Annotated in this window: 13 protein-coding genes; 4 read left to right on the top strand and 9 right to left on the bottom strand. The window is 62.1% G+C overall.

All coding sequences use genetic code 11. The annotated features are described in order from the left end of the window. Window positions 1-27: 27 nt before the first annotated feature. Genes HWX53_RS17000 through HWX53_RS16965 form a run of 8 tightly spaced genes read right to left on the bottom strand, consistent with a single transcriptional unit; the run spans window position 28 to window position 9,121 of the window. Window positions 28-3,528, bottom strand: a complete 3,501-nt coding sequence (locus HWX53_RS17000; protein ID WP_175942955.1) for an indolepyruvate ferredoxin oxidoreductase family protein — start codon at window positions 3,526-3,528, stop codon at window positions 28-30. Next, window positions 3,525-4,244 carry an ABC transporter ATP-binding protein gene (locus HWX53_RS16995; RefSeq protein ID WP_175942953.1) on the bottom strand — a complete coding sequence of 240 codons (720 nt, stop codon included), beginning with the start codon at window positions 4,242-4,244 and terminating at the stop codon, window positions 3,525-3,527. Before HWX53_RS16995 ends, HWX53_RS17000 begins: the two co-directional genes overlap by 4 nt. Beyond that, on the bottom strand, window positions 4,241-5,041 hold the full coding sequence (locus HWX53_RS16990) for an ATP-binding cassette domain-containing protein (RefSeq protein WP_175942951.1): 801 nt from the start codon (window positions 5,039-5,041) through the stop codon (window positions 4,241-4,243). The genes HWX53_RS16995 and HWX53_RS16990 overlap by 4 nt, the downstream gene beginning before the upstream one ends. Then, entirely contained in the window at window positions 5,038-5,925 is an 888-nt protein-coding gene (locus HWX53_RS16985) for a branched-chain amino acid ABC transporter permease (RefSeq protein ID WP_175942949.1), read from the bottom strand. Before HWX53_RS16985 ends, HWX53_RS16990 begins: the two co-directional genes overlap by 4 nt. After that, a complete protein-coding gene (locus HWX53_RS16980; RefSeq protein WP_175942947.1) occupies window positions 5,918-6,811 on the bottom strand; it encodes a branched-chain amino acid ABC transporter permease in 894 nt (297 codons plus the stop codon). The genes HWX53_RS16985 and HWX53_RS16980 overlap by 8 nt, the downstream gene beginning before the upstream one ends. Window positions 6,812-6,836: 25 nt before the next feature. Next, on the bottom strand, window positions 6,837-7,937 hold the full coding sequence (locus tag HWX53_RS16975) for an ABC transporter substrate-binding protein (protein WP_175942945.1): 1,101 nt from the start codon (window positions 7,935-7,937) through the stop codon (window positions 6,837-6,839). 30 nt (window positions 7,938-7,967) lie between these two features. Further along, entirely contained in the window at window positions 7,968-8,759 is a 792-nt protein-coding gene (locus HWX53_RS16970) for an aspartate/glutamate racemase family protein (protein WP_175942943.1), read from the bottom strand. Window positions 8,760-8,773: 14 nt separating this feature from the next. Next, a complete protein-coding gene (locus tag HWX53_RS16965; RefSeq protein ID WP_175942941.1) occupies window positions 8,774-9,121 on the bottom strand; it encodes a RidA family protein in 348 nt (115 codons plus the stop codon). A gap of 262 nt (window positions 9,122-9,383) precedes the next feature. On the opposite strand from HWX53_RS16965, the gene HWX53_RS16960 reads away from it, so the two are divergent. Both HWX53_RS16960 and HWX53_RS16955 read left to right on the top strand, forming a co-directional pair. After that, a complete protein-coding gene (locus tag HWX53_RS16960) occupies window positions 9,384-10,625 on the top strand; it encodes a D-amino acid dehydrogenase (protein ID WP_175942938.1) in 1,242 nt (413 codons plus the stop codon). 59 nt (window positions 10,626-10,684) lie between these two features. After that, the gene (locus HWX53_RS16955; RefSeq protein WP_175942936.1) at window positions 10,685-11,035 is read left to right on the top strand and encodes a hypothetical protein; all 351 of its coding nucleotides are present in this window, start codon (window positions 10,685-10,687) and stop codon (window positions 11,033-11,035) included. A 950-nt stretch (window positions 11,036-11,985) separates the two neighbouring features. On the opposite strand, the gene HWX53_RS16950 is transcribed toward HWX53_RS16955, so the two are convergent. Continuing rightward, entirely contained in the window at window positions 11,986-12,420 is a 435-nt protein-coding gene (locus HWX53_RS16950) for a MarR family winged helix-turn-helix transcriptional regulator (protein WP_175942934.1), read from the bottom strand. Window positions 12,421-12,615: 195 nt separating this feature from the next. Here HWX53_RS16950 and HWX53_RS16945 point away from each other — a divergent pair, with 195 nt between their 5' ends. Both HWX53_RS16945 and HWX53_RS16940 read left to right on the top strand, forming a co-directional pair. Then, window positions 12,616-13,665: a substrate-binding domain-containing protein gene (locus HWX53_RS16945; protein ID WP_175942932.1), complete on the top strand. Its 1,050-nt coding sequence runs from the start codon at window positions 12,616-12,618 to the stop codon at window positions 13,663-13,665. 203 nt (window positions 13,666-13,868) lie between these two features. Next, window positions 13,869-15,386: an amidase gene (locus HWX53_RS16940; protein ID WP_175942930.1), complete on the top strand. Its 1,518-nt coding sequence runs from the start codon at window positions 13,869-13,871 to the stop codon at window positions 15,384-15,386. Window positions 15,387-15,388: the final 2 nt, after the last annotated feature.

The raw sequence follows: 15,388 nt of genomic DNA, 5'->3' as shown, positions 1-15,388 counted from the left end.
TTGCTTCGCTGGACGTTCGCCGACGTGTCACGCCACGCGTTGCAACGGAATAACCACGGGTGCGCTCAATTGCTCCAGGGCCTCACGCCACTGCGCGTCTATCGCGTTGACATTGCGCGCCTTCACGTGGCCATAGCCGCGAATCGTCCCGACGATGGACGCCGCGCGCAATGCGGCCGCATGGTTGCGCGCGGTGCCGTGTTCGATGATCGCCGCAATGGTCTTCTCATAGCGCTGAATCAACTCACGCTCTATGCGCCGTTCGGCGGTGTAACCGAATGGATCGAAGGGCGTGCCGCGCAGCGCCTTGCATCGCGCGACCACGCGCAAGACCGGCAGCATCCACGAACCGAATTCGCGCTTCGCGGGCTCGCGGGTGCGCGGATTGCGTCGCGCGATGCCGCGCGGCGCGAGGTTGAACGCAACGCGCACCGGTCCGTCGAACTGCGCGTGCAAGCCGTCGATAAAGTCGCGCGCGGTCAATAAGCGAGCGACTTCATACTCGTCCTTATACGCCAGCAAGCGAAACAGGTTTTGCGCGACCGCACGGGAAACGCCTTCGCTGCGCGCCGACACCGCGCGTTCCCAGCGTCGCACGCGGCCCACGAGTTCACGATAATGCGCCGCATACGCCGCATTCTGGTAAGCGCTTAGATATTGCACACGGCGTTCGATTATTTCATCGAGCGTCGTCGAGCGGCGCGAAGACGGCGCGGCATCGGCGGTTTCGGACAGACGCGCTGCAAGCATGGGCTCTGCAGCAAAACGCCGTCCCCATGTGAAGGCGTCGAGATTGAGCGCGACGGATGCCCCGTTCAGTTCGATGGCCGCCGCTATCGCATCGGCGTGAAGCGGTATGCATCCACGCTGATACGCGAAGCCGAGCATGAACATGTTGCTCGCCAAGGTGTCGCCGAAGAGACGGCGGGCAGTCGCGGTCGCATCGACGAATTCGACATGACGCTCGCCCACTGCTTCGGTCAGCGTCGCGCGCAGTTCGGCCGACGGGAAAGCAAGATCGGGCTGGCGTGTGAAATCGCCGGTCATTGCTTCATGCGAATTGACGAGCATGCGCGTGGCGGCGCGCCGTGTCATGGCAAGAGTCTTGTGGCTTGCCGCGACGACCATATCGCAACCAATGACCACGTCCGCGCCGCCAGTCGCAATTCGAATCGCCTTGATCGCCGACGGGCTCGCGCCAAAGCGCACATGCGACCACACTGAGCCGCCCTTCTGCGCGAGCCCGGCCATGTCGAGAATGCCGCAGCCCTTGCCTTCCAGATGCGCCGCCATGCCGAGAATCGCGCCGATCGTCACGACGCCCGTGCCGCCCACGCCCGTCACGACAAGGGAGAACACGCGCGCATTCAGCGACGGCAACGCGGGTTCCGGCAACGCGGGAAACACGCTCGTATCCGGTTTGCGCTGCACACGTCGCAAGGTGCCGCCATGCACGGTCACGAAACTCGGGCAGAAGCCCTGATTGCACGAATAGTCCTTGTTGCAGGCACTTTGGTCGATGGCGCGCTTGCGGCCGAACTCGGTTTCGAGCGGCGTAAGCGACACGCAGTTCGACTTGACGCCGCAATCGCCGCAGCCTTCACATACGAGGTCGTTGATGAAGAGGCGCTTCGGCGGGTCCGCGAGTTGTCCGCGCTTGCGACGGCGTCGCTTCTCGGCCGCGCACGTCTGGTCGTAGATCAGTACGCTTACGCCATGGACATTACGCAACTCGCTCTGGACATCCTCCAACGCCGAGCGATGATGGATCGTCACGCCTTGCGGCCATGCGAGATCATGCGGATATTTCGACGGATCGTCGGACACCACGGCGATGCGCGTCACGCCTTCCGCGCGAACTTGCTGCGCGATCGCGAGCGGATTAAGTGGTCCGTCATGATGCTGACCGCCCGTCATGGCGACGGCATCGTTGAAAAGAATCTTGAACGTGATGCGCGTGCGTGCTGCAATCGCGGCACGCACCGAGAGCAGGCCCGAGTGGAAGTACGTGCCATCGCCCATGTTCTGAAACATGTGCTCGCGCTTCGAGAACGCCGCTTCGCCCACCCATGTCATGCCTTCGCCGCCCATTTGCGTATAGCCGAGCGTGTTTCGGTCCATAGTCTGCGCCATCCAGCTGCAACCGATGCCCGCATAGGCCTTGCTGCCCTCGGGCACGACCGTCGATGAGCTATGCGGACAGCCACTGCAAAAGTAAAAGCTGCGCGACAGCGGCTCCGGCGCGAATGTCATGCGCCGCAATGCGCGCAGGAACGCGACGCGTTCGCCCAGACCGGCATCGTTCGTGAGACACGCAAGCCGTTCGCCGAGCGCAATCGCAATCTGCACTGAATCGAGCGACAGTTCCGCCTGAAAGAGCTTGCCGCCGCTTTCGTCTTTCTTGCCGATAACGGCCGGCGCGCGGGGCTTACCGTAGAGAATCTCCTTGATCTGCGCTTCGAGCAGGCTGCGCTTTTCTTCGACCACCATCAGCAGTTCCTTGCCTTGCGCGAACGCCTGCACGCCCTCCTGTTCGAGCGGCCAAACGCAAGCAACTTTATAGAGGGCGACGCCCATCGCTTCGAGCCGCGCTTCATCGAGGCCCAGATCGTCGATGGCCTGAAGCACGTCGAGATAACTCTTGCCATGCGTGACAATGCCGATGCGTGCACCCGCGCGGCCGAGCACCGTGCGATCCAGCCGGTTTGCGCGCACGAACGCCCGCACGGCGTCGAGTTTGTAGTTGTGCAGGCGATATTCCTGCGCATGCGGCGTATCAGGCTGTCGCAGGTTCAGGCCGTCGGGCGGCATGGCGACGTCGTCGGGCAGAACCACATCGACGCGCGATGCATCGACGTCGATCACGGCGGACGCATCCGCCGTATCCTTCACGCATTTGAGCCCGACCCAGCAGCCCGAATAGCGCGACATCGCCCAGCCATATAAGCCGAAGTCGAGTATCTCCTGCACGCCGCTCGGACTCAGCACCGGGATCGATGCGTCGATGAGCGCGAACTCCGATTGATGACACGTCGTCGACGACTCGCACGTGTGGTCGTCGCCCATCAACAAGAGCACGCCGCCATGCTTCGACGATCCCGCCAGATTGGCGTGCCGAAACGCGTCGCCACTGCGATCGACGCCCGGCCCCTTGCCATACCAGATCGAGAACACGCCGTCGTACTTGCCTTCGCCGCCCGCCTCCGCTTGCTGCGATCCCCATACCGCAGTTGCGGCAAGATCCTCGTTGACGCCCGGCACGAACACGACACGCGCGGCATCGAGATGCTTCTTCGCTTTTTGCATCTCGGCGTCGTACGTGCCGAGCGGCGAGCCCCGATAACCGGACACATAGCCTGCCGTTTGAAGGCCGGCGGCATCGTCGCGGCGGCGTTGCATCAGCGGCAAGCGCACCAGTGCCTGCACGCCCGTCATGAACACGCCCCCTGCTTCGAGCGTGTACTTGTCCTCCAGTGTCACCTTGCGTAAAGCCACGTCGCGTTCCTCGCTCTTTTCGTTCCTTGTCATTGCACGCTGCCGCCGAGATAGAGCCGCCGCATCTCGTCGCTGACGAGCAAATCGGCGGCATCGCCTTCCAGCGCGACCTGTCCCATCGACAGCACATACGCGCGGTTCGAAATGCGCAGTGCCTGCGCCGCGTTCTGCTCGACCATCAGCACGCCGACGCGCTCCGTATCGCGCAAGCGCACGATGGCATCGAAGACTTCGGCCAGCATGCGCGGCGAGAGTCCCGCGGACGGCTCGTCGAGCAAAAGATAGCGCGGACGCGGCATCAACGCGCGCGCAAGCGACAGAATCTGCCGCTCGCCGCCGGAAAGACTCGCCGCGCGCGCCGTGCGTTTGGTCTTGAAAATCGGAAAATTCGCGTAGAGTTCATCGAGCCGCGCGTTGCGTTCGCGCTCGGGCATGAATTGTCCGCCTAGCGCGAGGTTCTCCCACACGGTGAGCGCGCCGAACACATTGTCGGTTTGCGGCACGAAGCCGATGCGATGCGTGCGGATCTTGCGATGCACACTCACCTGCCCCACATCGATGTCGTCCAGATGCACCGCACCCTTCCTCGGCATCAGAAAGCCTGCGACCGTCTTGAGCAAGGTCGACTTGCCGCAGCCGTTCGGCCCGAGAATCGTCACGATCTCCAGTTCCTGCGCAGCGAGCGACACGCCGCGCAGGATGTCGACATCGCGTGTATAGCCTGCGACGACGTTGCTGACGGTAATCATGCCGTCGCCCCCATCGCCCGCAAAGGCGCCGTCGCGCTCTTCGTCGTGCGCCCGAGATACGCTTCGACGACGCCTTCGTGATGCTCCAGTTCCGAAGGCCTGCAATCCGCGACGGTGCGCCCGCGATCCAGCACGATGCAGCGCGCGCACGTCTCTGCAACGAAATGCATGTCGTGCTCCACCACGACGAGCGTAACGCCCCGCTCGTTGATGCTTCTCAGCACGCGCATGAGTTCGGCACGCAGATTCGGATGCACGCCCGCCATCGGTTCATCGAGCAACAGCAGCGACGGTTCGCCCATCAACGCGCATGCAATGCCGAGCAGCTTCTTCTGTCCGCCCGATATGGAAGCAGCTGGAAGATGCGCGACTTTAGCGAGCAGGAGTTCGTCGAGCAATTGCCGGGCGCGTTCACGCGTCTGCGCTTCGACATGCTTCGTACGCGCGGACGGCAAGAGCGTCGCAAAGAGCCCGTGACGTTGCGTCGAAGCGGCCATCAGCACTTCGCCGACGGTCATGCGCGCGGGCATCGACGGTAGCTGAAACGTGCGCCGCACCGCGCGCGCGGCGACTTGGTGCGGCGGCAGCGCATCGACGCGCTGGCCGTTCAGTTCGATGCTGCCTCGCTCGATCGGGCAATAGCCGGTGATCGCGTTGAGGACCGTACTTTTGCCGCATCCGTTCGGCCCGAGCAAACCGACAAACTCCCCGGTTAGGACTTCGAACGATAATCCGGTGAGTACGTGGTTGCCGCCGAATGACTTGTATACGTCCCGCAGCTTCAACACGGCGCTCATACGGTCCTCCGGATTCGCTCGGGCAACAGGCCGCCCGGCCGCAGCAGCAGACAGGCAAGCAGAATGCAGCCGATTGCGCCGAGCCTCACGGCACCCGCCATATCCGTGCCGATGTCGATGTAGTCCTTCGCGAAGGGCACCGCACTATAGATCGCTTCGACGAGCAGTGCGCCGAACAACACGCCCCCGTTGTTGCCAAGGCCGCCGATCATCACCATCGTCCAGATGGCGAAGGTCTCGGAGGCAAACATGAAGTCGGGGCCGACGAAGCTCATGTATAGCGCGAGCAGAGACCCGCCCGTCGCAGCGATGGCAGCGGCGGTCATCGTCGCCGTGGTTCTCATCGGCACGAGCCGGTATCCGAGACTTTGCGCCAGGGCGGGTTCTTCGCGCATCAAACGCAGCGCTCGCCCGTAGCGCCCTCGCGCGAGCCGCGTGCAGATGACGAACGCGACCGCGAGCACCGCCACCGCGAGCAGAAAAAATGCAATGTCGCCGCTCGTGCCGGTGAGCCGCGAAAAAAGCGGCGCAATGCCGCTGATGCCTTGCGCACCCCCCGTGAGCCAGCCTTCATTCAAAGCAACCGTGCGTATCAGTTCGGCAATGGCAAGCGTCGCGATGGCCCAGTAATCGGATGCGAGATTGCGCCCGAGCCGCGCCATCACGAAGCCGACGAGCATCGCCCCCGCCATGCCCGCGACGACGCCGACGATACATGGCCATCCCGCGGAAGAGGCGATACCGGTCGCATAGGCACCGATGCCGACGAACGCGACGAAGCCGAAATTGAGCAAGCCCGCGAAGCCCGCCTGAAGGTTGAGGCCGAGCGCCATCAACGCGTAGATGCACGCGAGCGTCGCCACGTGCAGCATGAAACTAGACACGGCGCACCTCCCGGTCGAAGAGTCCATAGGGCCGCAGGAGCAGCGCCGCGAGCAGGATCACGAACGACGCCGCGCCCACGTAACTGACCGGAAGATAGACGCCCGAGCGCCCGACTATCCAGCCGAAGTCGATATTCGTCGCAAGCGTCTCTGCGAGGGCGATCAGGAGCGCGCCCGCTGCCGCGCCCAGCGGATTGCCGAGTCCGCCGAGAATGGCGGCTGCGAATACGGGCAGCAGCAGGTTCGTGCCCAGGTCCACGTGCACGTTCTCGGTCAGCCCGAGCATCGTGCCGCCGAGCGCCGCGAGCGCACCGCTCAGGAACGAAATGCCGTTCAGCACGCGCGCGCCGTCGACGCCCGTTGCCGCCGCGAGCGCCGGATTGCTCGCCATCGCGCGCATCGAACGGCCCGCGCCGGTTTTGAACAGCAGCAGCGCGAGCAAGGCGACGCAGCCGAAGCCGCACGCAATCGACGTGATCTGATCGACGGAGATCATCGTCGAGCCTAGTTGCAGCGGCGTCGAGAGCGCGGTCGTGTAACGCAGCGGCCTCGACCCCGCGCTGCCGAGCACCACGGCAACAAGAATCATCGATACAGCAAGCGAGCCGACCATTGCAATCGAACTGCCCGAGCGCAACAGCCGCCGGAACACGAACACGTTCAGCGCGACGGCCAGACATCCCGTCGCGACGCACGACACCACCAGCGCAGCCGCGAACGGCACGCCCGCCTTCGTCATGCCGAGCGTGACGAAGGCGCCTGTCATCGCATACTGCACGTGCGCCACATTCGGGAAGCGCACGAGCGAATACACGACGGACAGGCCAACCGCGACGAGCATGATGTCCGACGCGCGAATGAGAAGATCGATGACGAACTGCAGCATCACGTTCTCCCGGCAATGGCGCGCGTCAGCGTGCGACGACCGTGGTCTCGAATTTCACCTTGTCGTAGGGCTGCTCCTTGCGCTGACCGTCGGCGTCGAATGCGATGCTGCCTGTCGCGCCCTGATACGTGCCCATCTGATGCAGCGCGGCGCGAATCTTGGAGGGATCTGCCGCGCCGGCCTTGTTGATGGCGGAAGCCGCCACCATCACCCCGTCATACACGTAGGCGCCGAAGGCGGACTTCGGCGCTTCCTTGTACTTCTGCTGGTACGCCTGCTGATACGACTTGCCCGCATCGCCAATGGACGCGACTTCGAGCCCTTCCTGCCCGTGCGCGGCCTGCGCGACGGTATCGCTCGTACACATGGTCAAATAAATGCCGTACCACTTTGCCTTGTTGAGCCCGAGTTCGAAGGCCTCTCGATTGATGGTCGCGGCTTCCTGGCCGTATGCGCTGTAAACGTAGGCCTGCGGCTGCGTCTTCGACATCTGCTGCAACTCGCGGCGATAGGTCGATTGTCCTTCGGTGTACATAACAATCGATGTCACCTTGCCGCCGAGCGATTCGAACCGCTTCTTGAACTCGGGCGCAACACCCTGTCCGTACGAATTGTTCGGCGCGATAAACGCGACATTGCGCAGGTTCTGCGCGTAGAGATCGTCGGCGGCGAAGCGCGCGGAGAGATCGTCGAGACCAATCACGCTGAACGACCCATCGCCGATTTTGCGAATTTGCGGACTGGACGAACCGACGTTCAGATGCACATCGCCTTGCTGGACGACGTATTGCGCAATCGGAATCGTGATACCCGAAGAGAACTCGCCCAGCACGACAGGCACTTTGTTGACCGACACGAGCTTGCGCGCAGCGCTCAACGCCGTCGGCGCGCTGCCGCCGGAATCTTCGACGATCACCTTCAGCTTGCCGCCGAGCACGCCGCCGTGCGCGTTGACCTGTTCGACGGCAAGTTCGGCGCCGCGCCGCTGATCCTCTCCCACTGACGCGCTCGCGCCCGTCAACGGCAAAATCGCGCCGATGGACACCGTTTGCGCGAAGGCCGCGCCCGCCGCCGTCAGTAACGCGCTCGCCGCCAGGCCGGCACCGAGGACTTTTGCTCTTTTCATAGTGGCATCTCCAGACGTTGGACTGCGCGATCAATGCGAGCGGGTAGGCTGAACTGTGTAGAGGCGACCGAATTGCGGCATCGCGTCCACGACGCCCGCGAGACGCAACGCGTGCCACGCCATCGCGTGATTACTCGACAGCACGGGCTTGCCGAGTTCCGCTTCGATGGCGACGACGTCGTCGACGAGACGCAATGACGTGCAGGACACGAACACCGCGTCCACGTCGTCGTGGCGGCCGAGTTCGAGCACCGCGTTGCGCACGGAAGCGGCATCGATGCGCGCGACCTCGTTGTCGTCGGCATGCTCGAAGGAGCCCATTCTCACGACATCGACGCCGCGCGCACCCAGATACGCACGCATCGACTCGTTGATGCGGCGCACATAGGGCGTGAGCAGCGCGACACGCTGAGCGCCGAGCGCATGTATGCCGACGCGCGCAGCGGTGATCGGCGTTGTGCAGGCAACGCCCGGCCGGGCTTCGCGGATGCGTTCGAACACGCGTTCCTCGCCGAGCACCATCGAGGCCGACGTGCAGCCGAACGCGACGACGTCGAGGCGCTGGCCAGGCCGAATCAGCGCGACGCCCGGCGCAATGAGACCGTCCATCTGTGCGAGCGTTTCCGGCGTGATGTCGGCGGAATTGGCGATGCGGCTTTCGTAGAAGGCGACGCCATCGGCTGCAAGCAGCTTGCGCCATTCGTATTCGATCGTGTGGTCGGTGGCGAGCACGACGAGGCCGATCGCTGCGCGGCGCGCGATGCCTTCATCGAGCGAGAAGGCGAGCCGCTGGTACTGGGACAGCGCGTCTGGAGCGTTCATGTGGATTGTCCGCACTAGACCGCGACGATAACCGCGATTTCCACCGTGTACTGCGGAAACGCGAGCTTCGACTCGACGCACGCGCGCGCCGGCGCATTGCCCTCGGGCACCCACGCGTCCCAGATTTCGTTCATCTGCGCGAACGTGTTGTAGTCGGCGAGCCAGATGTTCGCGGACAGGATGCGCGTCTTGTCGGAGCCGATCTGTGCGAGCAACCGGTCGATCTTCGCGAGAATCTGTGTGGTCTGACCTTTGACGTCGGCGCTCGTATCGTCGGCCACCTGTCCGGCGAGAAAGCCGAAACCGTTATGCACGACCGCCTGGCTCATCCGCTTGCCGCTTTCGAAACGCTGCATCTGCATGACTTCTCCTGTGGCGACGAAGCGCGACGCGCCTCGCCAAGGTTCGGAAACAGCCGTAGTCTCGACAACAGTGTCGACACTATCAGAACAAAATTCGCGTAAGCAAGTACTCGTTTTCTCGGACCTGCAAAACGCCGAAATTTGCTGATCTCCCCTGCTTTCAGGGCTTATAGTCTGCAACGGACTTGCCGCCGTCTTATTTTCTTTCTACATTGGTGTCGACAGTTCGAAGCAAAAACCGTCGGCACATGGGGAATACATCGTGAAAGTAATCGTTCTCGGGGCGGGCGTGGTCGGCGTCACTACCGCGTACCAGTTGCAGAAGGACGGGCATGATGTCGTCGTGATCGAGCGGCAGCCGGTGGCGGCCGCCGAGACGAGCTGGGGCAACGCGGGCATGGTCGCGCCCGGTCATTCATTCGTGTGGTCGTCCCCCAAGGCGCCGATGACGCTCCTCAAGTCGATCGTCATGAAGGATCAGGCACTGCGTTTCAAATTCTCGTCCGACCCACGGCTTTATGCATGGTCGTGGCGCTTTTTGCTCGAGTGCACCGTGGAGAAAGCGCGGCGCAACACCTTGCTCAAGCATCGGCTCGCCGCTTATTCGCAAAGCGTGCTGCATCAGATGCTGGGGGAGGAAAGCATCGATTACGACCGCAACGATCGCGGTATTCTCTACTTTCATCGCAGTCAGGAATCGCTCGATCGCGGCATTGCACAAATGAAGCTGCTGGAATCCGACGGCCAGACCATACGCGTGCTGAACCGCGACGAAGTAGTGGCCGTCGATCCCTCGCTTGCCAGTGTGAAGGAGAAGATCGCAGGCGCGATTCACTGCCCGACGGATGAGACGGGCGATCCGGCGAAGTTCACGCGCTCGCTCGCCGAGAAAGTCGCGGCGCGCGGCGGCACGTTTATGACGGACACGCTGGTGGACGGCTTCCAGACCGCGGGCAGCGACATTACTGGTGTCGCGACGAGCCGCGGAATGATCAGCGGCGACGCTTATGTGCTCGCGCTCGGCACATGGAGCCCGATGGTGGCGGGACAGATCGGCATCCACTTGCCCATCTATCCGATCAAAGGCTATTCGTTGACGGTACCCATCGGCAATCACAAGGCGCCGCCGGAAGTCGCGGCGGTGGACGAGCACAATCTCGTCGCCATCTCACGCTTCGGAGATCGCATTCGCGTGACGGCGACCGCTGAATTCGCAGGGTACGACACGTCGCACAAACCGTCCGACTTCGCCTTCATGAAGCGCGTCACAGAGGAGCTTTATCCGGATGGCGGGGACTACGAGCACGCGCAGATGTGGGCCGGCTTGCGTCCGATGACGCCGACCAACCTGCCGTTCTTCGGACGCAAGAAGTACCGCAATCTCTACCTGAACACGGGGCATGGCCATATCGGCTGGACCATGTCCCATGGATCGGCCCGCATCACGGCCGATCTCGTCGCCGGGAAATCGCCGGCGATTCCGATGGAGGGCCTGCTGGCCTAGCACGATCATGCAGGCCTGACATGCGTCGTCCAGGCAGGTATATTTATCAGGAGACAACCATGGCTGGCGTAGGAAGCGAAAAGGTATTCGAGAACGACAAAGTCATCGTATGGAACTTCGTGCTTCAACCGGGCGAAGAGACGCCGGTTCATACGCATGAGCATTCGTACATGTGGTACGCGATAGAAGGCGCGCCGCTGCATATCTACGACAAGGACGGCGCCGACCTCGGCATCTTCGAAGTACCGACGGGCGCGGTGTATTCGCTTAAATGCGAAGACGGCTATCTCGAAGTGCTGTCGGAAATCGGCAAGGGCGCACGCGTACCCGCGACTCATAAGGCACGCAACGACGGCAATCGGCCGTATCGCGAAGTGCTTGTCGAATACAAGGACGCGACGTCGACCTAACCTTCCGTCGCCAGCCCTTGCTTGCAGCGCGCCGCCGCTCGCATTTTCCTGTGCGTGCGGCGGCTCCGAGACGCTCGCACACTGCGAACGTTGATTCCGTCTTTCCAACGGCTAAGCATAGGCCAGCGCTTCATCGTGCGCCACACTAAGGGAGCAGTACCGGCATAATGATTGGGACACCTAATGGACGTCACCAGTAACGAGAGCCCGCTTGCGTAGCCTATCTGTAAAGGCGGTCCAGATGACGTTCGCCACAGATAGTCAATGACCCAGCGCAGGCGCGCTCGATGGTGCGACTCGACTTGATTTCCAGTAAGCGAGAGGACCCGCAACCTTCGAGCGCCGGCTCGCCGGTCTCTGGCGTACAACTGACATCTGAAAGTTCGGCTTGCCAACGCGAGCGAATGACCGTTCGTGGCCGCGTCGAGGCACTGCCAGCCACAAGCGACGGGATCATTTCCCAATCGGGGCACGCGCTGTCGTTTGGACTTTTGCGGCTCAGACCATTAGTTGCATTTTTCGCTGAAGTTGCATGCGCTCGTTTTGATTCCGTTACCCCTACCCCGTATAAAGCTACAGCGCAAAATCGATAGTAAGGGCCAATAGTTCGTCCCGCGACACTGCATCACGATTCCGGACAGGATCGACGCGGCTGTACGAAGATGACAGCGCGGATTGGCGCGCGCTTCATCACGTCGTACAACGAGGCAACGTCAATGTTTCTTGTAACTGAATCGCTACTAGCAACCTCAACCGATGCTCGTAGCGAAGTTGTGTGCGTCAAGTTACGCAAGGGCCGGATGCCGGCGCTTTCGGTCGATGATTCTTTCGGTAGTCGGCCAGCAGGTCAGGGCCATGCTGCTCGAGTATGTCCATCCAATCGAGTTAAACGGAACACTCGAAACCGCAACCCGGCACTCACAAGCCACGGGCAAAGTCGAGGCGCGCAGTCAGCGCGGCCGCGTCTCTTCGATGAATCGCTCGAGCAATCGCTTCAGCTGCTTCGCGTTGCGAGAGCCGAGCGCATCTTCGATGGCCGCATGGTGCGCGTCTACGGAGGGTCGTAGCCGGGCCAACAACTCGACGCCTCGTTCCGTGATGTAGACCAGCACCCTTCGGCTGTCCGCCTCGTCAGCGGCGCGCAGCACGAGCCCGCGACTCACTAGCTTGTCGACGTTCTTGGTGAGCGCGGGCAGGTTCATCAGAACGTCTCCTGCAAGCTCGCTCATCGAGTGACCGGCCTCATCCGACACCGCGTGCAGGATGCGCCAGTGTTCCTCGTTGACGCCTTCCTCGGCGGTGAGCTGTGCAAGTCCGGACTTCATCTGCCGATGCGCGGAGGCAATGAGCCAGGCAAGATATGAAGAGAGATCGGATTCCGGCATGGTAGATGCTTCGAAAAGAGCGGACAAAACGAATATTACGCAAACGAATAGGGTTCGGGAAAATATCGGTGCACGGACCGTCGGCCCGATAAGTGATGGTGCGCGCGTGCCATTCGGTTGTGCATTCCAAGTTTCGGACCCGCGAGTCGACCATTGATGAAGCATCGTAAACGTTCCCGCCGTTCGAGGCAGGAGATGACGATCGCATTGTGCGTGCCCTTGGGCGGTTCGGCCGGCTTGTGGGGACCGTGCGCGCTCGCATCGGCGAAGCTTGCGGTGGAAGAACTCAACGACGCATCGGGCATGGCGGGACGCCCTTGCAGGCTGCTCACGATCAACGCAGGCGATGACGCGCGCGAGCTCGAATCCGCGCTGGAAGCGCTGATCGAAGATGACGCGATAGACGCGTTGGTCGGCATGCATACGAGCGCGGTGCGGCTGGATCTCGTCAAGGCGGTCGCCGGGCAGCTTCCCTTCATCTATACGCCACTTTACGAAGGCGGAGAGCGCACGCCGGGCGTGTTCGCCATTGGCGAAACCACAGCCCGGCAGCTTCAGCCTGCAATCCACTGGCTTCATAACAAACATCGGCCGAAGCGCTGGTTCTTCGTTGGCAACGACTATGTGTGGCCGCATGCGACGCATCGGCTCGCGCACCGCTTGGTCAACGAGGCGGGTGGACAAGTCGTCGGCGAATGTGTCGTACCGTTCGGCACAGGTGACTACAGCGAAGTCCTTGACGCCATCCGCAAGCAATGCGCGGATGCGCTGCTGCTTTCGCTAATCGGTCAGGACACGATCGACTTCAATCGTGCGTTCGGAGAAGCCGGTCTCGCGGGCCGCATCCTGCGTCTCTCGTGCGCGCTCGGCGAGAACGAATTGCTCGGTATCGGGGCGCGCAATACGGCGTCGTTGTATGTCGCCTCGGGCTATTTCGCGTCGCTGCAAACCGATGCGAATCTTGCCTTCAAAGAACGCTATCGCGGACGCTATGGCGCGCGTGCGCCAACGCTCGACACCTTCGGCCAGTCGACATACGAAGGCGTTCATTTCCTCGCCGCACTCGCCGACGATGCACAGCGCCGCCATTTATCCCGCGACGCGGGTCTCGCCCAACTCGGCCTTACGCCGCTGAACTATCGCAGCGCACGCGGTGCAGCCTATGCGGGCGGCCGTGTGAATCATGTGCCGATCTATCTCGCGCGTGCGGAAGGCCATCATTTCGAAGTGATCTCGCGAATCTAAGGCAACGCCGCTGCAAGGGGCACGCACCGTTCCATTTAGTTTCCAAGGAAAATAATTTGTTGACTTGGAAAATATGTGTTCCTACCATGACTCGCAGATCAGGGACCCGCTGCACCAAGTCTCCTGTTCACTCTCGCCGCGTCTGCATCGTCCCTCAATGCAGGCGGCAGTCCGTCATGAATCAGTTCGAGTGAGGAAGAGTCATGGCAGTGAAACGTCCCACGCCCGCCCAGCTTGACGAAGTCGCCACCAGTCTCGGGATGCATCTGTCTGAGGAGCAGCTGTCCACCTATCACGCGATGTTGCAAGCGAATTTCGATGCGTATGACGTTATCGATTCGCTGCCGGATTACGTCCCGCGCGTCACCTACCCACGCACGCCGGGTTATCGCCCGTCTGCCGACGAGAACCGCTACGGGGCCTGGTATGTGAAGACCGAAGTGAAGGGTGCGCCCACTGGCAAGCTCGCCGGAAAAACTGTCGCCCTTAAGGACAACGTATGCCTCGCAGGCGTGCCGATGATGAACGGCGCGTCCACCCTGGAAGGCTACGTGCCCGATGTCGATGCCACCATTGTCACGCGTCTGCTCGATGCGGGCGCAACGATCGTTGGGAAAGCGACGTGCGAATACTTTTGCTTCTCGGGCGGCTCGCACACGAGTTCGCCCGCTCCGGTCCATAACCCGCGCAGGATGGGTTATTCGGCAGGCGGATCGTCATCGGGCAGCGCGGCGCTCGTGGCCGCAGGCGAGGTGGATCTCGCCATTGGTGGCGACCAGGGCGGCTCGATCCGGATGCCCGCATCGTATTGCGGCATTTACGGCATGAAGGCTACGCACGGCCTAGTGCCTTATACGGGGGTCATGCCCATCGAACTGACGATCGACCACACCGGGCCGATGACCGCCAACGTGACCGACAACGCACTGATGCTCGAAGTGCTAGCGGGTCCCGATGGCCTCGATCCGCGTCAGCATGCAGGACAAGTCGCGAAGCCCTACTCGGAGATCATGAAAGAAGGCGTACGCGGCTTGCGCATTGGCGTGGTGAAGGAAGGCTTTGACTGGCCACAGTCGCTGGAAGCATCGGATGCGAAGGTGCGCGCGGCTGCCGATCATCTTGCGGAACTCGGCGCGCACGTCAGCGAAGTTTCCATTCCCATGCATCGCATCGGTCCCGCGATATGGTTGCCCATCGCCGCCGAAGGCGCGACGCAGCAGATGATGAAGGACAACGGCCATGGCTACAACTGGAAGGGTCTGTATGTAACCGGCATGGTGGATTATCACGCCGGATGGCATGAGCGCGCCGATGAACTGTCCGAAACACTGAAGATCACGATGGTGCTCGGGGAGTATTTCATCCGGCACTATCGCGGTCACTTCTATGCAAAGTCGCAGAACTTGTCGCGCCAGCTTACCGCAGCGTACGACGCGGCATTCGCCGACTACGACCTTCTTCTCATGCCCACGCTCCCGCTGGTCGCCACGCCGCTGCCCAAGCCGGGCGCGAGCGTTGAGGAAGTGATCACGCGTGCGTTCGAGATGTTGCCGAATACATGTCCTTTTGATTGCACTGGGCACCCCGCGATGAGCGTGCCCTGCGCAATGGTCGATGGCCTTCCGGTCGGCATGATGCTGGTGGGCAGGCACTGGGACGAAGCCACCATCTACCGAGGTGCCTATGCGTTCGAGCAATCCGTTGACTGGATGAAACTCTGAAG

The sequence above is a fragment of the Caballeronia sp. BCC1704 genome (assembly GCF_902833455.1).
Classification (GTDB): domain Bacteria; phylum Pseudomonadota; class Gammaproteobacteria; order Burkholderiales; family Burkholderiaceae; genus Caballeronia.
Note: the sequence above shows the minus strand (reverse complement) of the source record. Positions and strands in the feature narration are given on the sequence as shown.